General features: G+C 68.0%; 26 protein-coding genes. 21 read left to right on the plus strand and 5 right to left on the minus strand.

The genetic code is table 11. From position 1 onward, the window contains the following. The 14 genes from D3H34_RS10480 to D3H34_RS10545 all read left to right on the plus strand — a co-directional run bounded on the left by D3H34_RS10480 (nt 1) and on the right by D3H34_RS10545 (nt 12,523). The gene (locus D3H34_RS10480) at nt 1-1,071 is read left to right on the plus strand and encodes an ABC transporter ATP-binding protein (protein WP_119553389.1); all 1,071 of its coding nucleotides are present in this window, start codon (nt 1-3) and stop codon (nt 1,069-1,071) included. Beyond that, on the plus strand, nt 1,068-1,958 hold the full coding sequence (locus D3H34_RS10485; RefSeq protein WP_119553390.1) for a carbohydrate ABC transporter permease: 891 nt from the start codon (nt 1,068-1,070) through the stop codon (nt 1,956-1,958). The genes D3H34_RS10480 and D3H34_RS10485 overlap by 4 nt, the downstream gene beginning before the upstream one ends. After that, a complete protein-coding gene (locus D3H34_RS10490; protein ID WP_062476734.1) occupies nt 1,955-2,767 on the plus strand; it encodes a carbohydrate ABC transporter permease in 813 nt (270 codons plus the stop codon). Before D3H34_RS10485 ends, D3H34_RS10490 begins: the two co-directional genes overlap by 4 nt. A 15-nt stretch (nt 2,768-2,782) precedes the next feature. Next, nucleotides 2,783-3,091 (plus strand): DUF2160 domain-containing protein, encoded by a 309-nt coding sequence (locus D3H34_RS10495; protein WP_119553391.1) that lies wholly within the window; start codon nt 2,783-2,785, stop codon nt 3,089-3,091. 90 nt (nt 3,092-3,181) lie between these two features. After that, nucleotides 3,182-4,912 (plus strand): ABC transporter substrate-binding protein, encoded by a 1,731-nt coding sequence (locus D3H34_RS10500; RefSeq protein WP_119553392.1) that lies wholly within the window; start codon nt 3,182-3,184, stop codon nt 4,910-4,912. A 170-nt stretch (nt 4,913-5,082) separates the two neighbouring features. Then, nucleotides 5,083-6,099, plus strand: coding sequence for a dialkylrecorsinol condensing enzyme (locus D3H34_RS10505; protein ID WP_286185611.1), 1,017 nt, complete (start codon nt 5,083-5,085; stop codon nt 6,097-6,099). Further along, the gene (locus D3H34_RS10510) at nt 6,089-7,225 is read left to right on the plus strand and encodes a beta-ketoacyl-ACP synthase III (RefSeq protein WP_119553393.1); all 1,137 of its coding nucleotides are present in this window, start codon (nt 6,089-6,091) and stop codon (nt 7,223-7,225) included. The genes D3H34_RS10505 and D3H34_RS10510 overlap by 11 nt, the downstream gene beginning before the upstream one ends. Nucleotides 7,226-7,227: 2 nt before the next feature. Next, on the plus strand, nt 7,228-7,623 hold the full coding sequence (locus tag D3H34_RS10515) for a DarG family dialkylresorcinol biosynthesis protein (RefSeq protein ID WP_119553394.1): 396 nt from the start codon (nt 7,228-7,230) through the stop codon (nt 7,621-7,623). Further along, nucleotides 7,620-8,600: a BtrH-related acyltransferase DarH gene (gene darH / locus D3H34_RS10520; RefSeq protein WP_119553395.1), complete on the plus strand. Its 981-nt coding sequence runs from the start codon at nt 7,620-7,622 to the stop codon at nt 8,598-8,600. Before D3H34_RS10515 ends, darH begins: the two co-directional genes overlap by 4 nt. Further along, the gene (locus tag D3H34_RS10525; protein WP_119553396.1) at nt 8,600-9,508 is read left to right on the plus strand and encodes an ABC transporter ATP-binding protein; all 909 of its coding nucleotides are present in this window, start codon (nt 8,600-8,602) and stop codon (nt 9,506-9,508) included. The genes darH and D3H34_RS10525 overlap by 1 nt, the downstream gene beginning before the upstream one ends. Before the next feature lie 9 nt (nt 9,509-9,517). Continuing rightward, on the plus strand, nt 9,518-10,675 hold the full coding sequence (locus D3H34_RS10530; protein WP_119553397.1) for an ABC transporter permease: 1,158 nt from the start codon (nt 9,518-9,520) through the stop codon (nt 10,673-10,675). Continuing rightward, nucleotides 10,672-10,947: an acyl carrier protein gene (locus D3H34_RS10535; RefSeq protein ID WP_119553398.1), complete on the plus strand. Its 276-nt coding sequence runs from the start codon at nt 10,672-10,674 to the stop codon at nt 10,945-10,947. Before D3H34_RS10530 ends, D3H34_RS10535 begins: the two co-directional genes overlap by 4 nt. Beyond that, the gene (locus D3H34_RS10540) at nt 10,944-12,023 is read left to right on the plus strand and encodes a beta-ketoacyl synthase N-terminal-like domain-containing protein (protein ID WP_119553399.1); all 1,080 of its coding nucleotides are present in this window, start codon (nt 10,944-10,946) and stop codon (nt 12,021-12,023) included. Before D3H34_RS10535 ends, D3H34_RS10540 begins: the two co-directional genes overlap by 4 nt. Beyond that, the gene (locus tag D3H34_RS10545; protein WP_119553400.1) at nt 12,020-12,523 is read left to right on the plus strand and encodes a hypothetical protein; all 504 of its coding nucleotides are present in this window, start codon (nt 12,020-12,022) and stop codon (nt 12,521-12,523) included. Before D3H34_RS10540 ends, D3H34_RS10545 begins: the two co-directional genes overlap by 4 nt. Nucleotides 12,524-12,532: 9 nt before the next feature. Here the strand turns inward: D3H34_RS10545 and D3H34_RS10550 are convergent, their stop codons facing one another. The 5 genes from D3H34_RS10550 to D3H34_RS10570 form a co-directional block, all read right to left on the minus strand. Further along, a complete protein-coding gene (locus tag D3H34_RS10550) occupies nt 12,533-13,153 on the minus strand; it encodes an HD domain-containing protein (protein ID WP_119553426.1) in 621 nt (206 codons plus the stop codon). Between the two features lie 22 nt (nt 13,154-13,175). Next, complete coding sequence (gene mltB / locus D3H34_RS10555; protein ID WP_286185613.1) at nt 13,176-14,282, minus strand: lytic murein transglycosylase B; 1,107 nt, start codon at nt 14,280-14,282, stop codon at nt 13,176-13,178. A 54-nt stretch (nt 14,283-14,336) separates the two neighbouring features. After that, nucleotides 14,337-16,358: a transglutaminase TgpA family protein gene (locus tag D3H34_RS10560; RefSeq protein WP_119553401.1), complete on the minus strand. Its 2,022-nt coding sequence runs from the start codon at nt 16,356-16,358 to the stop codon at nt 14,337-14,339. A gap of 13 nt (nt 16,359-16,371) precedes the next feature. Continuing rightward, a complete protein-coding gene (locus D3H34_RS10565; protein WP_119553402.1) occupies nt 16,372-17,346 on the minus strand; it encodes a DUF58 domain-containing protein in 975 nt (324 codons plus the stop codon). A 139-nt stretch (nt 17,347-17,485) separates the two neighbouring features. After that, nucleotides 17,486-18,406 carry an AAA family ATPase gene (locus D3H34_RS10570; protein ID WP_119553403.1) on the minus strand — a complete coding sequence of 307 codons (921 nt, stop codon included), beginning with the start codon at nt 18,404-18,406 and terminating at the stop codon, nt 17,486-17,488. An 89-nt stretch (nt 18,407-18,495) separates the two neighbouring features. On the opposite strand from D3H34_RS10570, the gene D3H34_RS10575 reads away from it, so the two are divergent. The 7 genes from D3H34_RS10575 (at nt 18,496) to D3H34_RS10605 (ending at nt 26,705) form a co-directional block, all read left to right on the plus strand. Continuing rightward, nucleotides 18,496-19,449 carry a histone deacetylase family protein gene (locus D3H34_RS10575; RefSeq protein WP_119553404.1) on the plus strand — a complete coding sequence of 318 codons (954 nt, stop codon included), beginning with the start codon at nt 18,496-18,498 and terminating at the stop codon, nt 19,447-19,449. A gap of 39 nt (nt 19,450-19,488) precedes the next feature. Beyond that, complete coding sequence (locus D3H34_RS10580; RefSeq protein ID WP_119553405.1) at nt 19,489-20,778, plus strand: mechanosensitive ion channel family protein; 1,290 nt, start codon at nt 19,489-19,491, stop codon at nt 20,776-20,778. Between the two features lie 136 nt (nt 20,779-20,914). Next, nucleotides 20,915-21,664 carry an electron transfer flavoprotein subunit beta/FixA family protein gene (locus D3H34_RS10585; protein ID WP_119553406.1) on the plus strand — a complete coding sequence of 250 codons (750 nt, stop codon included), beginning with the start codon at nt 20,915-20,917 and terminating at the stop codon, nt 21,662-21,664. Between the two features lie 2 nt (nt 21,665-21,666). Further along, the gene (locus D3H34_RS10590) at nt 21,667-22,599 is read left to right on the plus strand and encodes an electron transfer flavoprotein subunit alpha/FixB family protein (protein WP_119553407.1); all 933 of its coding nucleotides are present in this window, start codon (nt 21,667-21,669) and stop codon (nt 22,597-22,599) included. An 86-nt stretch (nt 22,600-22,685) separates the two neighbouring features. Then, entirely contained in the window at nt 22,686-24,476 is a 1,791-nt protein-coding gene (locus tag D3H34_RS10595) for an acyl-CoA dehydrogenase (protein WP_119553408.1), read from the plus strand. 91 nt (nt 24,477-24,567) lie between these two features. After that, on the plus strand, nt 24,568-25,530 hold the full coding sequence (locus tag D3H34_RS10600) for an NAD(P)H-dependent flavin oxidoreductase (RefSeq protein WP_119553409.1): 963 nt from the start codon (nt 24,568-24,570) through the stop codon (nt 25,528-25,530). Between the two features lie 74 nt (nt 25,531-25,604). After that, nucleotides 25,605-26,705, plus strand: a complete 1,101-nt coding sequence (locus D3H34_RS10605) for an acyltransferase family protein (RefSeq protein WP_119553428.1) — start codon at nt 25,605-25,607, stop codon at nt 26,703-26,705. The last annotated feature ends 19 nt before the right edge of the window (nt 26,706-26,724 follow it).

Consider the following 26,724-nt stretch of genomic DNA (forward strand, 5'->3'; position numbering starts at 1 on the left):
ATGGCACGCATCGATCTCGACCTGGCCCACGCCTACCGTCCCAACCCGACGAAGGACAGCGACTACGCGCTGCTGCCGCTCAAGATGAGCTTCCGTGACGGCGGCGCGTATGCCTTGCTCGGCCCTTCGGGCTGCGGCAAGACGACCATGCTCAACATCATCTCGGGCCTGCTGGTGCCTTCGCAGGGCACGGTGAGCTTCGACGGGCGCGACATGACGCGCGCCACGCCGCAGGAACGCAACATCGCGCAGGTGTTCCAGTTCCCGGTGATCTACGACACCATGACCGTGGCCGAGAACCTCGCGTTCCCGCTGCGCAACCGCAAGGTGCCCGAAGACCAGATCAAGAAGCGCGTCGGCGAGATCGCCGAAATGCTCGACATGAGCAGCCAGCTCAACCAGCGTGCCTCGGGCCTGGCGGCCGATGCCAAGCAGAAGATCTCGCTGGGCCGAGGCCTCGTGCGCAGCGACGTGTCGGCGGTGCTGTTCGACGAGCCGCTCACCGTGATCGACCCGCACCTGAAGTGGCAGCTGCGGCGCAAGCTCAAGCAGATTCACCGCGAGCTCAAGCTCACGCTGATCTACGTCACGCACGACCAGGTCGAGGCGCTGACCTTCGCCGAAGAGGTGGTGGTCATGACGCGCGGCAAGGCGGTGCAGGTGGGCAGCGCCGAGGCGCTGTTCGAGCGGCCCGCGCACACCTTCGTGGGCCACTTCATCGGCTCGCCGGGCATGAACTTCCTGTCGGCCCACAGCGCCAACGGCGCGCTCGAAGTGGCGGGCACGCCGCTGGTGCCGACGCGCGAGCTGCCGCCCGGCGCACTGAAGATCGGCATCCGGCCCGAGTACCTGCGCCTGTCGAACGCGGGGGCGCCCGGTGCCGTGCCGGCGGTGGTGAAGCAGGTGCAGGACGTCGGCACGCACGCGATGCTGAGCGCGGAGGTCGACGGCGGCGTGGTCAAGGTGCGCATGCACTCGGACGAACAGGCGCCGGCGGTGGGCGACACGGTGTGGCTGCGGGTGCTCGATACGCACACCTGCTACTACAAGGACGAGGAACTGGTGGCATGAATCCGACGAACAAACCGATCAATCAGAAAGCCTGGTGGCTCGTGCTGCCCGTGCTCATCTGCGTGGCCTTCTCGGCCATCGTGCCGCTGATGACGGTGGTCAACTACTCGGTGCAGGACATCATCTCGCCCGAGCGGCGCGTGTTCGTCGGCACCGAATGGTTCGCCGCCGTGATGCGTGATGACGAGCTGCACCAGGCGCTGTGGCGCCAGCTGGGCTTCTCGCTGTCGGTTCTGCTGGTGGAGATTCCGCTGGGCATCGCGCTCGCGCTGTCCATGCCGGCCACGGGCTGGAAGTCGTCGGCGGTGCTGGTGGTGGTGGCGCTGTCGCTGCTCATTCCATGGAACGTGGTGGGCACCATCTGGCAGATTTACGGCCGCGCCGACATCGGCCTGCTGGGCCACGCGCTGCAGGTCATGGGCATCGAATACAACTACACCGGCAGTGCGACCGACGCCTGGCTCACGGTGCTGGTGATGGATGTGTGGCACTGGACGCCGCTGGTGGCGCTGCTGTGCTACGCCGGCCTGCGCTCGATTCCCGATGCCTACTACCAGGCCGCGCGCATCGACGGTGCCAGCAAGTTCGCCGTGTTCCGCTACATCCAGCTGCCCAAGATGCGCGGCGTGCTGATGATCGCGGTGCTGCTGCGCTTCATGGACAGCTTCATGATCTACACCGAGCCCTTCGTGCTCACGGGCGGCGGGCCGGGCAATGCGACCACCTTCCTGAGCCAGTACCTCACGCAGAAGGCCGTGGGGCAGTTCGACCTCGGGCCGGCGGCGGCGTTCTCGCTGATCTATTTCCTGATCATCCTGCTGTTCTGCTTCGTGCTCTACAACTGGATGCAACGGGTCGGTACGCAGGAAGTGGAGAAAGAACAATGAACGAGAAACGCTTTCACAAGCGCAGCATCTTCCTGCTGCTGTACATCCTGTTCGCGCTGTTGCCCATCTATTGGATGGTCAACATGAGCTTCAAGACGAACGAGGAGATCCTGTCGAGCTTCTCGTTCTTCCCGCAGCAGCTCACCTGGGCCAACTACGCGCGCATCTTCACCGACGAGTCGTGGTACTCGGGCTACATCAACAGCCTGATCTACGTGGCGATCAACACGGTGATCTCGCTCACCGTGGCGCTGCCGGCAGCGTATGCGTTCTCGCGCTACAGCTTCCTGGGCGACAAGCACGTGTTCTTCTGGCTGCTGACCAATCGCATGACGCCGCCCGCGGTGTTCCTGCTGCCGTTCTTCCAGCTGTACAGCACCGTGGGCCTCATGGACACGCACCTGGGCGTGGCGCTGGCGCACCTGCTCTTCAACGTACCGCTGGCGGTGTGGATTCTGGAAGGCTTCATGAGCGGCATTCCGCGCGAGATCGACGAGACGGCGTACATCGACGGCTATTCGTTCCCGCGCTTCTTCCTCACGATCTTCCTGCCGCTCATCAAGGCCGGCGTGGGCGTGGCGGCGTTCTTCTGCTTCATGTTCAGCTGGGTCGAGCTGCTGCTGGCGCGCACGCTCACGAGCGTGAATGCCAAGCCCATCGTTGCGACGATGACGCGCACGGTGAGCGCTTCGGGCATGGACTGGGCAACGCTGGCGGCAGCGGGTGTGCTCACCATCGTGCCGGGCGCGATCGTGATCTGGTTTGTGCGTCACTACATCGCGAAGGGTTTCGCGATGGGGCGTGTTTAAGAGGAGACAGGCGACATGTTCGACTGGATGGTCTGGACCACCCCCGTGGCCGTTTTCTTCACCTGCATCGCGCTCATGCTGGTCGGCATGACCGTGTGGGAGATCAAGTCGCCCACCACCATGCGGCGCGGCTGGCTCCCCATTGCCACCACGCGTGGCGACCGGCTGTTCATCGGCCTGCTGTCTGCCGCGTACGTGAACCTGATCTTCGTCGGCCTGGCCGGCAAGTTCCAGGAGTGGCTGAGCCTGGAAGCCGAGCCCTCGATCTGGATCGGCTTCGTGCTGTCGATGCTGCTTCTCGCCCTGGTCATGCGCAAGGGCTAGGTTCCACAGATTCCACCAACGCGTCCGGCTCTCCGCCTCCCCGGAGCCGCGATGAGAAAACCGGGGAAGCACAACCGAGGAGACACATTCATGAAGATGCGCTACACGGCATTGGCAATGGCGGCGGCGATGGTCGCCGCGCACGGCGCATGGGCCGCAGAGCCCGAGGCCAAGAAATGGATCGACAGCGAGTTCCAGCCGTCGACCCTGAGCAAGGACCAGCAGGCCGCCGAGATGAAGTGGTTCATCGACGCAGCCAAGAAGCTGCAGGCCAAGGGCGTCAAGGAAATCTCGGTGGTGTCGGAGACCATCACCACGCATGAATACGAATCGAAGACGCTGGCCAAGGCCTTCGAGGAAATCACCGGCATCAAGGTGAAGCACGACCTGATCCAGGAAGGCGACGTGGTCGAGAAGCTGCAGACCTCGATGCAGTCGGGCAAGTCGATCTACGACGGCTGGATTTCCGACTCCGACCTGATCGGCACGCACTACCGCTACGGCAAGATGATGAACCTCACCGACTACATGGCCGGTGCAGGCAAGGAGTACACCAACCCCGGGCTCGACATCAAGGACTTCATCGGCACCAAGTTCACCACCGCGCCCGACGGCAAGCTCTACCAGCTGCCCGACCAGCAGTTCGCCAACCTGTACTGGTTCCGCGCCGACCTGTTCGACCGCAAGGACCTGAAGGACAAGTTCAAGGCCAAGTACGGCTACGACCTGGGCGTGCCGCTGAACTGGAGCGCCTACGAAGACATCGCCGAGTTCTTCAGCGTCGACGTGAAGACCATCGACGGCAAGCCGATCTACGGCCACATGGACTACGGCAAGAAGGACCCGTCGCTGGGCTGGCGCTTCACCGACGCATGGCTCTCGATGGCCGGCACCGCCGACATCGGCAACCCGAACGGCATGCCGATCGACGAGTGGGGCATCCGCGTGGCCGACGACAAGTGCACGCCCGTGGGTGCGGCCGTGTCGCGCGGCGGTGCGACCAACTCGCCGGCCGCCGTGTACGCGCTCACCAAGTACATCGACTGGATGAAGAAGTACGCGCCCAAGGAAGCCATGGGCATGACCTTCGGCGAAGCCGGCCCGGTGCCGGCGCAGGGCCAGATCGCCCAGCAGATCTTCTGGTACACGGCCTTCACCGCCGACATGACCAAGAAGGGCCTGCCCGTGGTGAACGAGGACGGCACGCCCAAGTGGCGCATGGCGCCCGGCCCGAACGGTCCGTACTGGAAGCAGGGCATGCAGAACGGCTACCAGGACGTGGGTTCGTGGTCGTTCTTCAATGGCCATGACGCCAACAAGACGGCCGCCGCCTGGCTTTACGCCCAGTTCGTGACCTCGAAGTCGGTGTCGCTCAAGAAGACCATCGTCGGCCTGACGCCGATCCGCGAATCGGACATCCAGAGCAAGGCCATGACCGACATGGCGCCCAAGCTGGGCGGCCTGGTCGAGTTCTACCGCAGCCCGGCCCGCGTGGCGTGGACGCCCACCGGCACCAACGTGCCCGACTACCCCAAGCTGGCGCAGCTGTGGTGGAAGAACGTGGCCGAGGCCGTCACGGGCGAGAAGACCCCGCAGAAGGCCATGGACAACCTGGCCGACGAGATGGACAACGTGATGGCCCGCCTGCAGCGCGCCGGCATGGCCCATTGCGCGCCCAAGCTCAACGCCAAGGGCGACCCGAACAAGTGGCTCAGCGACCAGCACGCACCGTGGAAGAAGCTGGCCAACGAGAAGCCCAAGGGCGAGACCATCGACTACAACAAGCTGCTGAGCGCCTGGAAGGCCGGCAAGGTGCGCTGATCGCGCAGCGCGCATGGCAGGTGATGCCGACGAGGGCCGTGCCGCAAGGTGCGGCCCTTTTTCGCGTTCTGGCGAGGTGGTTCGTCGGATTCGCGCGACGTCATGACCTATGGCAGATGCACCTTTGAAAAGCTTCGCTTACATTCGACGGCCCCCGCCACGCCCCGCCAGTGAATCCAAGTTCTTTCAGCCCCACCGCCAGCCCGTCCGTCAGTCCCTCCGTCAGCCCGAACACGCGTGCGAAGCGCGTGCTGCTGATCCAGTACTCGCAGACCGGGCAGCTCGACCGCGTGGCCGGGCAGATCGCCGCCCCGCTGGCAGCCGACCCGGGCATCGAGCTGCATGTGGAGACGCTGCGGCCGCTGCAGGCCTTTCCCTTTCCCTGGCCCTTCCTGACCTTCTTCGACGCCTTCCCGGAGTCGGCCCACATGAAGCCGGGCCCGCTGGCGCCGTTGACGCTCACGGGCGACGAAGACTTCGACCTTGTCATCCTGCCGTACCAGATCTGGTTCCTGGCGCCTGCGCAGCCGGTCGCGGCCTTCCTGCAGCACCCGGTGGCGGCACGGCTGCTCAAGGGAAAACCCGTGGTCACGGTCATTGCCTGCCGCAACATGTGGCTGCTGGCCCACGAAAAGCTCAAGGGCCTGCTCGCCGCCACCGGCGCGCGCCTGATCGACAACGTGGTGCTGACCGACCCCGGCCCCACGCTCGCCACCTTCTTCACCACGCCGGCCTGGCTCATCTGGGGCCGCAAGCGCGGCTTCTGGGGCATGCCCGATGCGGGCCTGAGCGAAGCACAGATTCGCGGCTGCGTCCGCTTCGGCCGGGCCCTGCGCGACGCGTTGCATGAAGACCGCGAGCGCGGCGATGCGCCCTTGCTGGCCGGGCTGGGTGCGGTGCGGGCCGACGCTCGGTTGCTGGTCAGCGAGAAGGCCGGCACGCGCAGCTTCTACCTCTGGGGCAAGCTCATCATGGCGGCCGGCGGTCCGGGCGCGGCGGCGCGCAAGCCGCTGCTGTTGCTGTACGTGTTGTTTCTTCTGGCGCTGATCGTCACGGTCGTGCCGGTGAGCCTGACCTTGCAGGCGCTGCTGCGGCCTTTGTTCCGAGGGTGGCTGACTAAAATGACAGCCCAATTCGAGCGCCCGTCGGGCTCTGCCACGGACCGCCTGCCTCTCTATGACGACTGATGTTTTCCTGACCCGCACCGCTGCCTTCCTGCCTTTTTCTCCGGTCAGCAACGAAGACATCGAAGAAGTGCTGGGTCGCATCGGCGGCAAGGTGTCGCGTGCGCGACGCCTCATCCTGCGCAGCAACGGCATCCAGTCGCGCCACTACGCCATCGACCGCGCCACCGGCCAACTGGCCATGACCAATGCGCAGCTCACCGCCTCGGCCATCCGCGCGCTGGGCGACGACATCGGCCCGGTCGACTGCCTGGCCACCGGCACCTCGCTGCCCGACCAGCTCATGCCCAACCACGCGGTGATGGTGCACGGCGAACTGGGCTGGCCGCGCCTGGAGGTGGTGGCCTGCGCCGGCATCTGCCTGGCCGGCGCGGCGGCGCTCAAGCATGCGTGGCTCTCGGTGCGCTCGGGCGATGCCCGCCGCGCGGTCGCCACGGGCTCCGAGCTGGCATCGGCCGTGATGCGCGGCATCAACTTCGAAGCCGAGCTGGAGCACAAGCTCGAGGCGCTCGAGGCGCGCCCCGAGATCGCCTTCGAGAAAGACTTCCTGCGCTGGATGCTGTCCGACGGCGCCGGCGCGGTGCTGCTGGAGCGCGAAGCGCGCGGGCCGCTGTCGCTGCGCGTCGAATGGATCGAGCTGTCGTCGGCGGCGCACGAGCTGCCGGTGTGCATGTATGCCGGCGCCGACAAGAATGCCGAAGGCGGCCTCGACGGCTGGGCCCGCACCTCGCCGGCCGACTGGCAGCGCGACTCGACCTTCGCGGTCAAGCAGGACGTGCGCCTGCTCAACGACAACATCGTGCGCGCCACGCTGACCGAGCCGCTGGCGGCCATCATCGAACGGCGCGGGCTGAAGACGGACGACATCGACTGGTTCCTGCCGCACCTGTCGTCCCACTATTTCGTCGAGCCCGTGGCCGCAAGCCTGGCGTCGCTGGGCCTGCCGATTCCGCGCGAGCGCTGGTTCAGCAACCTGGCCAGCAAGGGCAACACCGGCTCGGCCTCGCCGTACATCATGCTCGACGAGCTGTTCCGTTCGGGGCGCATCAAGCCCGGTCAGAAGCTCCTGATGTTCGTGCCCGAAAGCGGCCGCTTCTCCAGCGGCTTCATCTACCTGGAGGCTGTGTAGCCATGGACCTGGACGCCGTTCCTCAGGAAGGCAACGCGACCCTCGCGGGCCACTCCAAGCTGATGTACGCCCGCGATGCGCAGGGCCGCGTCGTCACCACCACGTCCAAGGGCTGGGAGGCGGAGGAGATCGTCACCAGCCACGCGGTCGATGTGCTCATCGAGCAGGCACAGGAGGCCAGGGCGCGCGTGAAGGCCGGGCTGGCTTCGCCGCTCGAATACTGGATGTACGAGCGCCGCATGGACGTGGCGCTGCTCTCGCAGACCAGCGGCTTCTGGCAGTGGCGTGTGCGCCGCCACCTGCAGCCACGCCATTTCGCCGCGCTGTCGCCGGCCCAGCTCGCCCGCTACGGCCAGGCGCTGGGGTTGCCCGTTTCCACCCTGCAAGGCCTGCCGTGAACTTCCAACACCAACAGGCGGCGCACTGCGAAAGCGGCGTCATCTCCAGCCTCATGCGTCATCACGGCGCGCCGATGAGCGAGGCGATGGCGCTGGGGTTGTCGTCGGCGCTGTCGTTCGCCTACCTGCCGTTCATCAAGCTGTCGGGCCTGCCGCTCATCTCGTACCGCATGCCGCCCAAGGCCATCATCAAGGGCCTCTTGGCGCCGATGGCCGCGCGCTTTCGCTTCGAGACCTTCCGCAGTCCGCAAGCAGGGCAGCAGCGGCTCGACGCGCTGCTGGCCGACGGCCAGCTGGTGGGGCTGCAGACCTCGGTCTACTGGCTGCCGTACTTTCCGCCGAACATGCGCTTTCACTTCAACGCGCACAACCTGCTGGTCTACGGCAAGGACGGCGACGATTACCTGATCAGCGACCCGGTGTTCGAGGAGCCCGTGCGCTGCGCGAGCGAAGACCTTTCGCGCGCGCGTTTCGCCAAGGGCGTGCTGGCGCCCAAGGGGCTCATGTACTACCCGCAGGCCATCGAGCGCAAGGCGGTCGACGCCGCCTCGGTGACCAAGGCCATCCGCAAGACCGTGCGCAACATGCTCGCGCCCATTCCGATCGTCGGCGTGCGCGGCATGCACACGCTGGCCAAGCGCATGCAGAAGCTGTCGCCCAATGATCCGCGCAGCGTCGACTTCATCGGTCACCTCGTGCGCATGCAGGAGGAAATCGGCACGGGCGGGGCGGGCTTTCGCTTCATCTACGCGGGCTTCCTGCAGGAGGCGGCGCAGCTGCTCGACAAGCCGCAGCTGACGCAGATGGCCGAACGCCTGATCGCCATCGGCGATGGCTGGCGTGCCTTCGCGCTCAAGGCGGCGCGCATGGTCAAGGGACGCGAGCCGGTCGATCCGGTCGCGCTCGCCGGCAAGCTGCGCGAGCAGGCGCAGCAAGAAGAAACCTTCTTCCGCGACCTCAAGGCCGCTGTCGCCTGATGCTCGAGCTTCGTCAGCTCGGCTACCGCTACCCACATGCCGACAAGGCCGCGCTGTCGGACGTGTCGCTCGCAGTGCCGCGTGGCTGCGTGCTCGGCCTGCTGGGGCCCAACGGCGCCGGCAAGACCACGCTGATCTCGCACCTGTCGGGTGCGCTCGCGGTGCAGTCGGGCGACATCCGCATCGACGGCCAGCCGCTGCAGCAGGTGCGCGCCAAGGCGCCCACGCGCATCGCCGTGGCGCCGCAGGACCAGGCCTTCTATCCGATGCTCACCGTGGCCGAGAACCTGGCCTGCTTCGCAGCGGCCGGCGGTCTTTCGGGGGCGCGCAAGAGGGCGCGCATCGAAGCCTGCACGCAGTTCGCGCAGCTCGAACAGTTCGCGGGCGTGCGTGCCGAGCGGCTCTCGGGCGGCCTCAAGCGACGGCTCAATCTCGCGATCGCCTTGCTGCCCGAACCCGAGCTGATGCTGTTCGACGAACCGACCGTCGGCGTCGATCCGCAATCGCGCGCCTTCATCCTCGACGCCATCAAGAGCCTCGCGCAGGCCGGCGCTGCGGTGATCTACGCCTCGCACTACATGGAAGAGATCGAGGCCATCGCCGACCGCGTGGCCATCCTCGACCAGGGCCGCGTGCTGCGCGAAGGGCCGCTCGACGCGCTGCTGTCGCAAAGCGCGATGCTGCTGACCCTGGCCGCCGACGGGCTCGACGCGCAGATGCTCTCGCGCTTCGGCACGGTGGAGCAGGGCGCGGCGCACTGGCGCATCCACCTGAACGCCGGCAGCGGCCCCGGGCCGGTGCTGGCAGCGCTCGAAGCCGAAGGCATCGAGGTGCGCCAAGTCGAGTTCGGCCGGCATGACCTCGAGCAGCTCTTCATGGCGCTCACGCACCGTTCGCTTCGGGACTGATCGAACGCCATGCTCTTCGCGCTCATCAAGAAAGAACTGCTGGCCCTCGTGCGCGACATGCACGGGCTGGCCGTGCTGTTCGTGATGCCGATGGTCTTCATCGTGCTGATGTCGCTCACGCTGAAGGACATCTACCGTCCGCCGCTGGCCGAGCTGAGCTACGCGGTCGACGTGCGCGACAGCGGAACGCCCGCCAAATGGCTGCTGCAGATCTGGCAACGCAGCCACGGCGCACCGCAGCCGCTGGGCACCGACTGGCAGCAGCGGTTGCGCAGCGGCACGCTCAAGTACGTGATCGTGCTGGAGCCAGGGCTGTCCGACGAACTGGAATCGGCCGCGCTCTCGACCCGCGCCTACATCCAGCTGCTGGCCGAGCCAGGCATCGACGCCAACCTGTTCAATGCGCTGCGTGCCGAGCTGATCGGTGCGTCGGGCGAACTCAAGGCGCGGCTCGCGCTGGCGGTGCCCGGCACGGCCAGCCCTGCGCCCGATGCATCGATCCAGGCGATGGTGCAGGCCGAACGCTTCGCCACCGCCGGCCCGCGGCCCACGTCGGTGCAGCAGAACGTGCCGGCCTGGCTGGTGTTCGGCATGTTCTTCGTGGTCGCCTCGCTGTCCAGCCTGTTCGTGCAGGAGCGCGGCTCGGGTGCGCTCGGGCGGCTGCAGAGCCTGGGCGTGTCGCGCTCGATGCTGCTGGCGTCCAAGGCCTTGCCTTACCTCGGCGTGAACGCGCTGCAGGCGCTGCTGATGCTGGCGGCGGGCATCTGGTTCATGCCGATGATCGGCGGCGATGCGCTGTCGCTCTCGGGCATCCATTGGGGCGGTCTGCTGCTGTCGCTCGCGGCCGTGAGCCTGGCGGCGGTGAGCCTGTCGCTCGCCGTGGCCTGCCTCGTGAAGAGCCATGCGCAGGCCGCCACGCTCGGGCCGATGGTGAATGTGCTGATGGCGGCGGCGGGCGGCATCATGGTGCCCAAGTTCGTCATGCCGGGCTTCATGCAGCGCATGGTCGAAATTTCTCCCATGAACTGGGGGCTCGAAGCGTTGCTCACCGTGCTGCTGCGCGGCGGCGGCGTGGCCGAGGTGCTGCCGCAGGTCGGCCGGCTGGTGGCGTTCGCGGCCCTCATGTTCCTTGTGGCTGTCTTTCTGTTTCGCAGGCGCGCACCGTGACGAGCACCGTATCTCCTGAATTCATCGCCCGCCTCAAGGCCCTTGTGCTGGAATCCGTCGAGAAGGACGCGCCCCCCGGCGGCCTCGGCGACGACGAGCCGCTGTTCGGCCCTGAAGCGCGGCTCGACCTCGACTCGCTCGACGCGCTGCAGGTGTCGATGGCGATTCAGCAGCACTTCAATGTGCGCATGCCCGACAGCAAGGAGACGCGCCGCGCGATGACGTCGATCGCGCATCTGGCGGAGCACCTGGCGCAAGCGGGCAAGGCATGAGCCTGCGTCCCGTGTACCTGGCCGGCATGGGCCTGGCCTGCGTGCTCGGCGACGATGTGCCGTCCGCACTCGCCGCGTTGCGGCGCGGTGGCGTGCCACCCACACCGGTGACGGTGGCCGACGGCATGCAATGGCCCGTCTACACGCTGCCGGTGCCGCCCGGCGACTGGGCGCAGCGTGTGCAGCACACCGTGCGCCGCGTGGTCGCGCAGACCGGCGACGGGCTGGACCGGCAAGGGCCGCTGTTCGTGGCCTCGTCGTCGCTCGACATCGGGGCGATGGAACATGCGCAGCACGACGCGCGGCTGAGCGGCGACCTGCAGGACTTTGCCGACATCGCCGCCGCCGCACTCGACTGGCAGGGCCCGGTCTTCACCGTCTCGACCGCCTGCACCTCCGCGCTCAACGCGATGCTGGCGGCGGCCGACATGGTGCGCGCCGGCGAGGCCCGCGAGGCGCTGGTGATCGGCGCCGAGCTCGACAACCGCTTCACCGTGGCCGGCTTCGGCGCGATGCAGCTGCTGGCGCCCGACAGCGCACGGCCCTTCGGCGCGGGGCGCCAGGGGCTGGTGCTCGGCGAGGCCGTGGCGGCGCTGCGGCTGGGCGCTGCGCCTGCGCGCTGGGCGTTGATGGGCGGAGCGAACGTGGTCGATGGCCGCAACCCCTCGGGCACCGAGGCGAGCGCGGTGCGGGCGATGTGCCGCGACACGCTGGCGCGCAGCGGCCTGCAGCCTGCGGACATCGACCTCATCAAGGTGCAGGCGGCGGGCAGCCCGGTCAACGACGCGATCGAGGTCGAGGCGCTGCGGCAGGTGTTCGGGCCGCTGCCACCGCTGGTGTCGCTCAAGTCGGCGATCGGCCACACGCTCGGCGCGGCCGGAGCGGCGGAACTGGCGTTGCTGGTCGGCTGCATCGAAGGCGGCGCCTGGCCGTCGGTCGGCTATGCGCTGGACGAGACGCTCGGCATCGCGCTGAGCGACGGGCCGCCGGCGCGGCTGCGCCACATCTTGCTCAACGTGGTGGGCTTTGGTGGCGGGCATGCATCGCTGGTGCTCAAGGATTGCAGCGCCGCATGACCGCCGCATCCGCACCTGCCTGGCGCACCATCGCGCACGTCGTGGCGCATCCGCCGCCAGACGACTGGCGCGACGCGCTGGCGACCCGGCTGGGCCGTCGGCCGCGCCGGGTCGGCCTGTGGACCGAGCTGGCGATGTACGGCGCGCGCACCTGTCTCGACGCTGCCGGAGAGGCCGCATTGCCTGCCGGCGCGCGCCTGCGCGTGACCAGCCAGCGCGGCGCGTGGGAGGCCACGCGCGCGGGTCTGGCGCAGCTCGATGCCGGATTGCCGATGCCCTTCACCTTCATGCAGAGCCAGCCTGCGCTGATGCTGGCCGAGGTCGGCCGCTGCCTTGACTGGCAGGGCGATGCGAGCTTCATGCTGTGCCGCGATCTCGCGCGGCCGCTGGCGCTGTCGCAGCTCGGCGCGGGGCGCGACGGTCTGTTGTTCGGTGTGGTGGAGGAGACTTTCGGCGATGTGCCGCCGCGCTCCGAATGGTGGCGGCTGGTGCCGGCCTGAACTGAAAGCTCAGCCCGCGATCGACCACTGAAGGTTCTCGCGCGCCCGGGCTTCGAGCAGCGCGTGCATGCGCGGCGTGGCGTAGATCGCGGGGCGATCGAGAAAGCGCTGGAGGATGGCGCGCCGACGCGGCAGGCGGATTTCCTCGGCGACGAAGCCGTATTCCAGGTGCACCTGGCGCTCGTACTCGTCGAAGCGCGCGCGTTCGGCGCCGAGGATCGACAGGTCGATGTCGATCAGCAGCTCGGCGTCGCGCCCTTCGGGCACGGCGTCGTGGCGCGTCGCCATGACGAGCGCGTGGACGCGGTCGGCCGCCGCGTCGTTCACGCCGGCGGCCTGCAGAGCCTGCCGCGCCCAGTCGGCGCTGCGTGCCTCGTTGTCGTGCGCATGCACGTCGTAGATGGCGTCGTGGAACCACAGCGCCAGCGCCACTTCGCCGGGGCGCTCGGCCAGGGCCTGCTCCTGGTCGAACCAGGCAAGGCATTCGCCCAGGTGCTGCATCGTGTGGTAGTGGCGCTGCGGCTCGCTGTAGCGACGCTGCAGCTCCAGCCGCAGCGCATCGTCGGGTGCTGTCACGCCCAGCGCGTGCCAGGCGGCGGTCCAGTTCGCGTGCAGTGCCTGCGGCGGCATGGCGGTCACGGCGGCCACGCGGCTATTGCTCCATCGCGGCCTTGACCTCCTGGCCGAGGTCGAGCACCGACATCGCGTAGTAGCTGCTCCAGTTGTAGCGCGTGATCACGTAGAAGTTGCGCGTGCCGGCGACATAGGTCGGCGGCGCGTCGAAGCCGTTCTGCAGCTCGATGAGCGCGAGCAGGCCCTTGTGCTTCAGGCCTTCGCCTTCGGGCACGGCGCCCGCGGCGACGAAGCTGTCGGCACTGAAGGTCGGCAGGATGTCGGGCGCCAGCAGCAGCGCCTTCTTGAGGCGGGCTTCCTCGAAATGCACGGGGTAGATCGACGGCATGCCCGGCGTCCAGCCGAAGGCCTTGAAGTAGCTCGCGACCGAACCGATCACGTCCACCGGGTTGTTCACGAGGTCGATGCGGCCGTCGCCGTCGAAGTCGACCGCGTACTTGGCGATGCTGCTGGGCATGAACTGCGGCATGCCCATGGCGCCGGCGTAGCTGCCCACGGGCACCAGCGGGTCTTCCGCGGTGCGGCTTTCGGTGCTCAGGAAGCTCTCGAGTTCGCCGCGGAAGAAGGCGATGCGTTCGGCGGCGCGTGGGTGGCCTTGCGGGAAGTCGAAGGACAGCGTGGCCAGCGCATCGATCACGCGGAAGTTGCCCATGTTGCGGCCGTAGATGGTTTCCACGCCGACGATGCCGACGATGATTTCCGGCGGTACGCCGTAGGTGGCCTCGGCGCGCGCGAGCGTGTCGGCGTTGGCGCGCCAGAAGCGCACGCCGGCTGCGATGCGCACCGGGTCGATGAAGCGGCTGCGGTAGGTCTGCCAGTTCTTCACGGTGCCGACCGGGCCCGGCAGCATCAGGCGCGGCACGTTGGGCAGGAAGCGTGCGGCGCCGATGGTGGCGCGCACCCAGTCGCGGTCGAGGTTGCGGCGCCGCGCGACGTCGTCGGCGAACTGCATCGCGTCATCGCGCGTGGCGTAGGGAACGCTGCCACGCACCGGCGTGACGGCTGCGGCGCGGCCGTTGGCCTGGGGCTTCTGGGCCAGGGCGCCCGTGGGCCAGGCGATGCCAGCGGCGAGGAGGGCGGTGGCGGCCGCTGCGGCGCGCATGGACGTGGGGAAGGCGTGTGACATGGGCACGATTGTGCCGCCCGTGCGCACGCGCACTTTCGGGCGACACATGTGGTTTCAGCCGCGTGGCGGTGTGGGAGGCCAGGGCAGCCGGCGGAACTCCGCGCGCAGCGCGCCGAGAGAAGTGGGCGTGGCGGGGGAGTATCTCTGGGCTTCGAGCTTCAGCAGCCAGTCGCGCACCGCCTGCGCGGCGGGTCCGAAGCGGGCGTCGGCCGCCTGGGCCATCTGCCGGGGCGGCACCGCCTCGGACAGCGGCAGGCCGGCCTTTGCCAGTCGCGCACGGGCCCGGCCCAGCAGGCGCAGCCACGGATCGTGCTGGCTGCGCTCCCACAGCGTCCAGCCGGCGCCGGCCAAGCTCGCGGCCACCAGCAGGTACAGCAGCACGTAGGCCAGGTCTTCCAGGCTCGGGGCGTTGAAGCCGATGGTCTTGAGCAGGTCGAGCTGGCGGCTCTGCGTGTAGTTGAGCACCCACTGGTTCCAGCCGTTGTTCACAGCCTCCCAGGCGGCGCGCAGGTTCTGCACCAGCGTCGGGCTCATGACGCCGATGGCGCCTGCCAGCAGGCCGGGTTGCGGCGTCAGGCGCTGGAACTGCCCGATGCGGCCCGGCGCGACCGAGCCGGTCGGGTCGACGCGCACCCAGCCCGCGCCTTCCTGCCAGACCTCGGTCCAGGCGTGAGCGTCGCTCTGGCGCACCACCCAGTAGTTGTCGACGTTGTTGAGCTCGCCGCCCTGGTAGCCGGTGACGATGCGCGCGGGGATCTGCAGGTTGCGCATCAGCACCACGAAGGCCGAGGCGATGTGCTCGCAGAAGCCCTCCTTGCGGTCGAACCAGAACTCGTCGGCGGTCTCGTTGCCGTACACGCCGGGCTCCAGCGTGTAGGTGTAGCCACCGGTGCGCAGGCGCTGCAGCGCGGCCTGCACGAAGGCCCGGGCATCGGCGCCGGCCAGCGCGGGGTCGGCGCGCATCTGGGCGGCGAGCGCCGCGGTGCGCGGGTTGCTGCCGGGCGGCAGCGCCAGGTAGGGCTGGAGCCGACCGCCTGTGCGCGTGAGCGGGCCGCTTTCGAACTGCGGGTGGCTTTCTGCGCGATAGCGCACGAGGTCGTTGATCGGCCGGTTCACGAACCATTGCAGGTCGGGCGTTCCGGTGACCTCGTAGCCGGGCACCTCGGGCGCGCGCGGTGTGGCGTCGAGCGTGAGCAGCCACGGGCGCTGGCTGGCTTCCAGTGTGACCTCGTAGCGCACGGGCTCGCCGCGGGTGCGCAGGTTGGCCACTGCTTGCCCGCTGCGCGCCCAGGTCGGCAGCGCCGTCCATTCGCGGCCGTCGAACTGCGCGAGCACGGGGCCGCGGAAATAGAGCTGGCTTTGCGGTGGCGCGCGGTTGCCGTCGAACTTGATGCGCGCGGCGATGCTCTCGTCGAGCGCCAGTTCGGCGATGGTGCCGACCCGCATCGTGTTCGACAGGCCGCTGCGCCCGGCCATGGCGTCGCTGGGCGTGCCCCACAGCGGCGCGAAGCGCGGGAAGAGCAGGAACAGCGCCAGCATCACCGGCGCGCCCGCCAGCGCCATCCAGCCGGCGGTGCGCGCGGCCTGCATCAGCGGCGGCCGGCCCACCGGCATGTGGGCGTTGACCAGCGCCGTCAGCAGGCCCAGCAGCGCCAGCAGCATGATGAAGGCGGTGACCAGCGACTGCGAGTAGAAGAAGTTCGTGAGCATCGCGAAGAAGCCCAGGAAGAAGACGACGAAGGCATCGCGTCGCGCGCGCAGCTCCAGTGTCTTGAGCGCCAGCAGGCAGACGACCAGCGTGACGCCCGCGTCGCGGCCCAGCAGCGTGCGGTGGCTGGCGAAGGTGCCGACCAGTGCCAGCGCCAGCAGTGCGATGCGCCACCACTTGCCGGGCAGCGGGCGTGCCTGCACCGCCAGCGAGGCGCGCCACAGCAGCACCATGGCGGTGATGGCCGAACACCACCAGGGCAGGTTGTCGATTTGCGGCAGCAGGATGAGGCCGATGACGCACAGCAGGAACAGCGTGTCCCGTGCATCCCTCGGCAGCGCGGTGAGTTCGCGTACGACCCGGTTCATGTGGCGACCTCGTTCATGCGCACAGCGCCAGCGCCTCGAGGCAGGCGCGCCGGTGGGCTTCGCCCTGTGACGGGCTCACCGTGCGTCCGGCGACGCGGATGCCGTAGTCCACGCCGAGCCGGTCGGCCATCAGCACCCAGGCGCACAGGCGCGACAGGCGGGCCTCGGTGTCGGGCAGCGCGGCCGCGTGCGCGTCGAGCCAGAGTTCTTCGCGCTGCGTGTGTTGCGTGTCGCGGCTCACCAGGTCTTCGGAGCCGTTGGCCTGCGCGCGCGCCGCCTTCTTCCAGACCACGAGCTTCAAGGGGTCGCCGCGGCGGTAGGCGCGCACGCCGTCGTACTCGCCGGCGTTCTGCGCCCGCATCGCGGCGGACGCGGCGGCGGGGCCCGAGAGCGGTTCGCCCGGCGGCAGCGGCGGCGGGTGGGCTTCAGGCGTCGGGTACACGAGCATCTGCGCAGCTGGCCGCCAGACCGTCCAGACGCGGAAGGTGCCGAGCGGAAAGCGGGTCTCGGCGGTCAGCGGCGGCACCGGGTGCAGGCCGCGCCGCTCGGGCTGGAACGCGATCTCCACAGTGGCCGTGCCTTCGGCCGGCACGTCGGTCCAGGCCCACTGGCCGCTGCCGCGCACCGCCATGCCGATGCCGTAGCGCACGCTGCGCCGCGTGTTGTGCAGCACCACGCGGAACACCGCGGCGGCGCCCGCGAACTGCGCCTCGGGCGGCACCATGCGCAGCGCCAGCCCGCGCAGCGTGGCGTGGCACACATGCATGCCCACCGCGACGCTGCCCGCCAGCAGGAAGGTCAGCAGGTAGCCCAGGTTGAGCTGGTAGTTGATCGACGCCACCAGCAGCACCAGCAAGGTCGCCGCCAGCGTCCAGCCGGCGCGCGTCGGCACGATGTAGACGTTGCGCTGGGTGAGTTCGAGCGTGTCCGACGGTGGCCGGCGCGAGAGGAACCAGCCGTCGATGCGCGAGCGCAGCGTCGTGATCATCGGGCCGGGCGGTGGAAATCCCCGCAGGGGTGAAGCGCCGAACACCGCGGAACCGGCTTTGCCGGGCCGCAGGTGTTGCCCCCTGCAAGGGGGGAGGAGAAGCGACACGAAGTGCGCGAAGCCTGGGGGTGGTTCATGTCTACGGCAGGGGCACCGCGGCGATCATGGCGCGAACTTGCTCGACGGCGCCGCGGCCGGCGTCGCCCACGGGTGTGAGACGGTGCGCGATCGTCTGCGGCAGCACGGCCTGCACGTCGTCGGGCGCCACGTAGTTCCGGTTGGCCAGCAGCGCCTGCGCCTTGGCGGCGCGCAGCACGGCGATGCCCGCGCGCGGCGACAGGCCCTGCAGGAACCAGCGGCCCGAGCGGGTCGCGGCGATCAGGTCCTGCAGGTAGTTCAGCAGCGGCTCGGCCGCATGCACTTGCTGCACGCGCTGCTGCAAGGCGGTGAGTTCGCCGGCGGTCAGCAGGGCGGGCAGGCCGGCGAGCATCTCTCGGCGGTCGGCGCCCGCGAGCAGTTGGCGCTCGGCGGCGCGGTCGGGGTAGCCGAGCGAGATGCGCATCAGGAACCGGTCGAGCTGAGACTCGGGCAGCGCAAAGGTGCCGAGCTGGTCCTGCGGGTTCTGCGTGGCGATCACGAAGAAGGGCGAGGGCAGGGGGCGGGTCTCGCCTTCGACCGTGACCTGCTTTTCTTCCATCGCCTCGAGCAGCGCGCTCTGGGTCTTGGGGCTGGCGCGGTTGATCTCGTCGGCCAGCAGCACCTGCGCAAAGATCGGCCCGGGGTGGAACACGAAGGCCTGCTGGCCCCGGTCGTAGATCGCCACGCCCGACAGGTCGCCCGGCATCAGGTCGGCCGTGAACTGCACGCGCGAGAACTGCAACCCGAAAGTGTGCGAGAGCGCATGAGCCAGGGTGGTCTTGCCGACCCCCGGCACGTCCTCGATCAGCAGGTGCCCGCCCGCCAGCAGGCAGGCCACGCAATCGCGCACTTGCGCATCTTTGCCAACAATCACCGTGTTAAGCTGATTCAGCAAACTGGCTAGCTTCGCAGCAACGTCCATATTTGTATCCATATGCAAACGATACCGTAAGACCTTGCGGCCCCATGCCGCGTGAGGTCTAGACGCGACGACACGAGACACGGCGAGAGATGGGCAAGACAGGCTACTTCACGCATCGCGACTTCTGGAAGCACGACATGGGCAACGGGCATCCCGAATGCCCCGAGCGGCTGGATGCCATCGAAGACCGGTTGCTCCTGACCGGCGTCGGCGACGCGCTGGCGCGGGGCGAGGTTCCCCTGGCCACGCTGGAGCAGATCACCCGGGCCCACAGCCACGCGCATGTCGAACACCTGGAGGAGCTGCAGCAGCGCCTCGTGGCCGACGCACCCGCCGGTGGCCCCGACCATGCCCAGGTCGACCCCGACACCGTGCTCACCCGCTTCACCCTGCTGGCCGCGCGCCGCGCCGCGGGCGCCGCCGTCGCCGCGACCGATGCCGTGATGGCCGGGGAGGTCGAGAACGCCTTCTGCCCGGTGCGCCCGCCGGGCCACCATGCCTGCCGCGAGCAGGCCATGGGCTTCTGCTTCTTCAACAACGTGGCCATTGCCGCGCGGCATGCCATCGAGGCGCATGGCCTGGACCGCGTGGCCATCGTCGATTTCGACGTGCACCACGGCAACGGCACCGAGAACATTTTGTCGAACGACCCGCGCGTGCTGATGGTCGGGTTCTTCCAGCATCCCTTCTATCCGTACAGCGGCACCGAGCACCCGGCCTCGAACATGCTCAACCTGCCGATCCCTGCCTACACCAAGGGCATGGACGTGCGCGAGCTGGTCGAGGCGATCTGGATGCCGCGGCTCGAGGCCTTCAAGCCGCAGATGGTCTTCATCAGCGCCGGGTTCGACGCCCACCGCGAGGACGAGCTGGGCCAGCTCGGCCTCAACGAAAACGACTTCGCCTGGATCACCGGCCGCGTGCGCGATGTCGCCAAGCGCCATGCGCGCGGGCGCATCGTCTCGCTGCTCGAGGGCGGCTATCACCTGGATGCCTTGGCGCGCAGCGTGGAAGCCCACATCCGGGTGCTGGCGGACCTGTAACCCAGCGGGCGTCCACGCGGCGCCCTGTTTCCTTCATTGATGAATTTCAATTTCAACGACTTCCTCCAACGCCTGAACCAGGTCGACGCGCGCGGCCTGGGCATCGAGCTGGCCGTGCTCGTGGCCTGCGTGGCCGTGGCGTGGGCCGTGTGCAAATGGTTCGGGCGCGACCAGCCCAAGGACTCCATCTGGTTCGGCGAGCGCATCTTCGACGGGCTGCTGTTCCCGCTGCTCGCGCTGGTGTTCACCGACCTGGCGCGCCGCGCGGCGCTCGAGCTCCTGCCCGTGGTGCTGGTGCTACGCATCGCCGTGCCGGTCTTCCTGTCGCTGGCGGTCATCCGGCTGTTCGCGCGGGTGCTGCGAGCCGTGTTCCCGACCTCCAGCCTGGTGCGGCTGATCGAGCGCACGATCTCATGGGGGGCGTGGATCGCCGCCGTGCTGTGGATCGTCGGCCTGCTGCCGCCGGTGCTGGCCGAGCTCGACGACATCACACTGGCCTTCGGCAAGACCCGCGTGAGCCTGCAGACCATCATCCAGGGCGCGCTCTCGGCCGGACTGGTGCTGATGGTCGCGCTGTGGATTTCCAGCACCATCGAGAAGCGCATCCTGCGCGAGGCGGTGAGCGACCTGTCGATGCGCAAGGTGGCGTCGAACGCGGTGCGCGCCTTCCTGCTGCTGATCGGCCTGCTGTTCGCACTGTCGGCGGTGGGGGTCGACCTCACGGCGCTGTCGGTGCTGGGCGGCGCGCTCGGCGTGGGTCTGGGCTTCGGCCTGCAGAAGCTGGCGGCCAACTATGTGAGCGGCTTCGTGATCCTGCTGGAGCGTTCGATCCGCATCGGCGACAACGTGAAGGTCGACACCTTCGAGGGCCGCATCACCGACATCAAGACGCGCTACACGCTCATCCGCGCGGGCAACGGGCGCGAGGCCATCGTGCCGAACGAATCGCTCATCACCGGCCGGGTGGAAAACCTCTCGCTGGCCGACCGCAAATTCAACATCACGACCAGCATCGTGGTCGGCTACGAGAGCGACGTGGCGCAGGTGCAGTCGATCCTGTGCGGTGCCGCCACGGCCCAGCCGCGCGTCATGACCGACCCGGCGCCCGTGGCCTACCTCGTCACCTTCGCGCCCGATGGGCTGGAATTCATCCTGAACTTCTGGGTCGCCGACCCTGACAAGGGCAAGGACAACGTGCGCTCCGCCATCAACATCGCCATCCTCGAGGGCCTGCGCGCCGCCCGCATTGACATTCCCTATCCGCAGCGGGTGCTGCGAGTGGAATCTTTGCCGGCGGGCGTGGCCGCAACGCCGCCTGCTGTTTTATAATCACGGAAAAGCACGATCGTTCTTTTTTCGACCTGCAAGGCCGACAGGAAGAATGGAGAAGCAGCCAAGGCCGGCGTCCTAAAATGGCCGGCTGCTCTCGAAGCCCCCCTTTTTGCAATCCAATGGAGTCAAGTCAATGAAGGTTCTTGTGCCTGTCAAACGGGTCGTCGATTACAACGTGAAGGTGCGCGTCAAGAGCGACGGCACCGGGGTGGACATTGCCAACGTCAAGATGAGCATGAACCCCTTCGACGAAATCGCTGTCGAAGAAGCGGTTCGCCTGAAGGAAAAGGGCGTGGTCACGGAAGTGATCGCGGTGTCGTGCGGTGATGCCAAGTGCCAGGAAACCCTGCGCACCGCGATGGCCATCGGTGCCGATCGCGGCATCCTCGTCGAGACCGACGCCGAACTGCAGCCCCTGGCCGTGGCCAAGCTGCTCAAGGCCCTGGTCGACAAGGAACAGCCCCAGCTGGTCATCCTGGGCAAGCAAGCCATCGACGACGACGCCAACCAGACCGGCCAGATGCTGGCCGCACTGGCCGACCTGCCCCAAGCCACCTTCGCCTCGAAGGTCGACCTGGCGGCCGACAAGGTCACCGTGGCCCGTGAAGTCGACGGCGGCATGGAAACGCTGACGCTCACGCTGCCCGCAGTCATCACGACCGACCTGCGCCTGAACGAGCCGCGCTACGTGACGCTGCCCAACATCATGAAGGCCAAGAAGAAGCAGCTGGACACGGTCAAGCCCGACGAGCTGGGCGTGGACGTCGCGCCGCGCCTGAAGACCCTGAAGGTCGCAGAACCGCCCAAGCGCGGTGCTGGCATCAAGGTGCCCGACGTTGCAACGCTGGTGGACAAACTGAAGAACGAAGCGAAGGTGATCTGAACATGACCGCACTTGTTATTGCCGAACACGACCACGCCAGCATCAAGCCGGCCACCCTCAACACCGTGACCGCAGCGCTGGCTTGCGGTGGCGACGTCCACGTGCTCGTGGCCGGTGCCAATGCAGCAGAGGCTGCCAAGGCCGCCGCGCAGATCGCCGGCGTGTCCAAGGTGATCGCTGCCGACAGCGCCTCGCTGGCTGAGAACCTCGCCGAGAACGTCGCCGCCCAAGTGTTGGCGATCGCCGGCAACTACAGCCACATCCTGTTCCCCTCGACTGCCAACGGCAAGAACGTCGCCCCGCGCGTGGCCGCCAAGCTGGACGTGGCGCAGATCTCCGACATCACCAAGGTCGACAGCCCGGACACCTTCGAGCGCCCGATCTACGCCGGCAACGCGATTGCCACCGTGCAGAGCACCGATGCCACCAAGGTGATCACCGTGCGCACGACCGGCTTCGACGCCGCAGCCGCCACCGGTGGCAGCGCCGCCGTTGAAACCGCAGCCGGCGTGGCCGACAGCGGCAAGAGCAGCTTCGTGGGCCGTGAAGTCACGAAGAGCGACCGTCCCGAACTGACGGCCGCCAAGATCATCGTCTCGGGTGGCCGTGCGCTGGGCAGCGCCGAGAAGTTCACCGAAGTGATGACGCCGCTGGCCGACAAGCTCAACGCCGGCCTGGGCGCCAGCCGCGCCGCAGTGGACGCGGGCTACGCGCCGAACGACTGGCAAGTGGGCCAGACGGGCAAGATCGTGGCGCCGCAGCTGTACATCGCAGCAGGCATCTCGGGCGCGATCCAGCACTTGGCCGGCATGAAGGACTCGAAGGTCATCGTCGCGATCAACAAGGACGAAGAAGCACCGATCTTCTCGGTGGCCGACTACGGCCTCGTGGCCGACCTGTTCACGGCTGTGCCGGAACTCGTGAAGGCGCTCTGATCGCTTCAGCGCATTGAGCCAGAAGGCATCGTTCGCGATGCCTTTTTTACATCTGCCGCATCCGCCGCGGCCCCTGGAGAGAAGACATGAGCTACACCGCCCCCCTCAAGGACATGCTGTTCGATATCGAGCACCTGGCCAACATCGGCGAGATCGCCAAGCTGCCCGGCTTTGAAGACGCCGGTCTCGAAACCGCGCAAGCCGTGCTCGAAGAGTGCGCGCGCTTCAATCAGGACGTGATCGCACCGCTGAACGTCACGGGCGACCGCGATCCCTCGTCGTTCAAGGGCGGCGAGGTCACCACCTCGCCGGGCTTCAAGGACGCCTTCGCGCAGTACGTGTCGGGTGGCTGGCAGGGCCTGCAGCATCCGGCGGACTTCGGCGGCCAGGGCCTGCCCAAGACCATCGGCGCGGCGTGCGGCGAGATGCTCAACTCGGCCAACATGAGCTTCGCGCTGTGCCCGCTGCTGAGCGACGGCGCCATCGAGGCGCTGCTCACCGCCGGCTCCGACGAGCTCAAGGCCGTCTACCTCGAGAGGCTCGTGAGCGGCCAGTGGACCGGCACGATGAACCTCACCGAGCCGCAGGCCGGCAGCGACCTGGCCATGGTGCGCAGCCGCGCCGAGCCGCAGCCCGACGGCACCTACAAGGTGTTCGGCACCAAGATATTCATCACCTATGGTGAGCACGACATGGCCGAGAACATCGTCCATCTCGTGCTGGCCCGCGTGGCCGGTGCGCCCGAAGGTGTGAAGGGCATCAGCCTGTTCGTGGTGCCGAAGTTCATGGTCAACGCCGACGGTTCGCTGGGCGCGCGCAATGACGTGCACTGCGTGAGCATCGAGCACAAGATGGGCATCAAGGCCTCGCCGACCGCTGTGCTGCAGTACGGCGACCACGGCGGCGCCATCGGCTACCTCGTCGGCCAGGAGAACCGCGGCCTCGAGTACATGTTCATCATGATGAACTCGGCCCGCTACGCCGTGGGCATGCAGGGCATCGCGATTGCCGAGCGCGCTTACCAGCACGCCGTGGCCTACGCGAAAGACCGTGTGCAGAGCCGCCCGGTCGATGGCTCGATCAACGCCAGCGCGCCGATCATTCATCATCCGGATGTGAAGCGCATGCTGATGACCATGCGCGCCTACACCGAGGGCTGCCGCGCGATGGCCTCGGTGGCCGCTGCCGCCTACGACGCCGCGCACCACCATCCCGATGCCGACGCGCGCAAGCAGAACCAGGCCTTCTATGAATTCATGGTGCCGCTCGTGAAGGGCTACAGCACCGAGATGAGCCTCGAAGTGACCTCGCTGGGCGTGCAGGTGCATGGCGGCATGGGCTTCATCGAGGAGACCGGCGCGGCGCAGTACTACCGCGACGCGAAGATCCTCACGATCTACGAAGGCACGACCGCGATCCAGGCCAACGACCTCGTGGGCCGCAAGACCGCGCGCGACGGCGGCCAGACCGCCAAGGCTGTCGCGGCGCAGATCGAGAAGACCGAGGCCGAGCTCGCCAAGAGCGACAGCGCCGCCGCGGCCGCCGTGCTCAAGCGTCTGAAGGCCGCACGCCTGGCCTTCATCGACGTGGTCGACTTCGTCGCCGGCCAGACCAAGGCCTCGCCCAATGCCGTGTTCTCGGGCAGCGTGCCGTACCTGATGCTCGCGGGCAATCTCGTGGCCGGCTGGCAGCTCGCGCGTTCGCTGATCGTGGCGCAGGACCAAGCCTCGCATAACGTTGACGTGGCCTTCATGCAGGCCAAGATCGCCACCGCGCGCTTCTACGCCGAGCACATCCTGAACAAGGTGCCGGGCATCCGCGACAGCATCGTCGACGGCGCCGAGAGCGTCACGGCGCTGGCGCTCGAAGCGTTCTGACGCACCTGCCGCTGTCGCCCATCTGACGGGCGCCAGCGGCTCCTCCCCCTTATAAGACCGAACCCAAACCGAGTCCATTTCCGGAGACGACATGTCCAAGCTGCCTTCTGTCCTCGCGAACCTGCCGCTGCCGATCATCGGCTCGCCGCTGTTCATCATCAGCAACCCGAAGCTCGTGATCGCGCAATGCAAGGCCGGCGTGGTCGGCTCGATGCCGGCACTCAACGCTCGCCCGGCCGCGCAGCTGGAAGAGTGGCTGATCGAGATCACGGAAGAACTGGCGGCTTACAACAAGGTCAACCCGGACAAGCCGGCCGCGCCGTTCGCCATCAACCAGATCGTGCACAAGAGCAATGACCGACTCGAGCACGACATGGAGATGGTCGTGAAGTACAAGGTGCCGATCGTGATCACCTCGCTGGGCGCGCGCACCGACGTGAACGACGCGGTGCACAGCTACGGTGGCGTGACGCTGCACGACATCATCAACAACAATTTCGCGCAGAAGGCGATCGAGAAGGGCGCCGACGGCATCATCGCCGTGGCGGCTGGCGCCGGCGGCCATGCCGGCGTGAAGAGCCCGTTCGCGCTGGTGCAGGAAATCCGCCAGTGGTTCGACGGCCCGATCGCGCTGTCGGGTTCCATTGCGTCCGGCGGCGCGGTGCTCGCGGCGCAGGCCATGGGCGCGGACTTCGCCTACATCGGCACCGCCTTCATCGCGACCGAAGAGGCGCGTGCGAGCGACGAATACAAGCAGGCCATCGTGGACGGCAACTCGGACGACATCGTCTATTCGAGCCTGTTCACCGGTGTGCATGGCAACTACCTGGCGCCCAGCATCGTCAAGGCCGGCATGGACCCGGCCAACCTGCCCGAAGGCGACGTGACGACCATGAACTTCGGCGGCGGTGAAGGCAGCAAGGCCAAGGCCTGGAAAGACATCTGGGGCTCGGGCCAGGGCATCGGCGCGATCACCGAAGTGGCGAGCGCGGCCGACTTCATCGAGAAGCTCAAGCGCGAATACCAGGAAGCACGACAGCGATTGGCACTTTGAACGGTTCGCACGCACCCGTATCGACCGTCGCGGCCAGCGGCGGCGGGGCGAGCGTGCCCGCGCGGCAAGGACGCATGCCGCTGCTCGACGTGGTTAAGGGCCTGGCCTGTGCGCTGATCGTCGGGCACCACCTCGCGCGCTACGGACCGATGCCGGCCGGCGCGCAGGTGCTCGCGCCCGACTTCTTCGGCTGGCTGGCGGACGACGGCCGGCTCGCGGTGCAGGTGTTCCTCGTGATCGCCGGTTTTCTTGCGACGGCGAGCCTCGCGCCCGATGGCGTGCTGCGCGTGGACCGGCCCATGTCGCGCATCCTGCAGCGCTACGCCCGGCTGGTCATGCCGTACCTCGCGGCGCTCACGGTGTGCGTGCTGGTGGCCGACGTGGTGCGGCCGTGGCTCGGTGAAGAGGTGGTGCCGGCCACGCCGAGCCTGGGTCAACTGCTGGCGCACGGCCTGCTGCTGCAGGATCTGCTGAACTACGAGTCGCTGTCGACTGGCGTCTGGTACGTGGCCATCGACTTCCAGCTGTTCGCGCTGGCGCTGGCGCTGGTCGGGCTGCCTGCTGTGTTGCGGCAGTCGGCCCTGGCCCCGGCTGCGCGTTGGGCGCCGGTGGGGCTGGTGTTCGTCGTAGCCGTGGCGTCGCTCGCGCTGTTCAACCGGCAGGCGCGGCTGGACGAGACGGCGTTCTATTTCTTCGGCGCCTACGGGCTCGGCATGCTGGTGTTCTGGATCGGCCGTGCCACGCGCGCCAGCACCTGGAACGCCGCCATCGCGCTGCTGGCGCTGGTGGGGGTGGGCGCGCTCGTCATCGACTGGCGCAGCCGCATCGCCATCGCGCTGGTGACCGCGCTGCTGATCGCGGTGGCGCAGCGCCGGCAGTGGCTGTCGCCTGCGAACTGGCCTTCGGTGGCCGTGCCGTTGCAGCGGCTGGGGCGTATTTCGTATTCGCTGTTCCTGATCCATTTCCCGGTGCTGCTCGCCGTGAACGCGCTGGTGGCGGGCCTGGGACCGCACGAGCCCTGGGTCGATCTGCTCTGCATGGTGGCGACCTTCGGCCTGTCAGTGGGTGCAGCGATGCTGCTGTATCGCGGGGTCGAAGCCCGGCCGGCCTCGTGGCGCGGCGTTTGCACACTTTTTGCCGCATTGCTGGTCAGCGGCCTCATCGTGTCGCACTGAAGCGCTCCGCACCCGCTCG

This window comes from Acidovorax cavernicola, assembly GCF_003581445.1.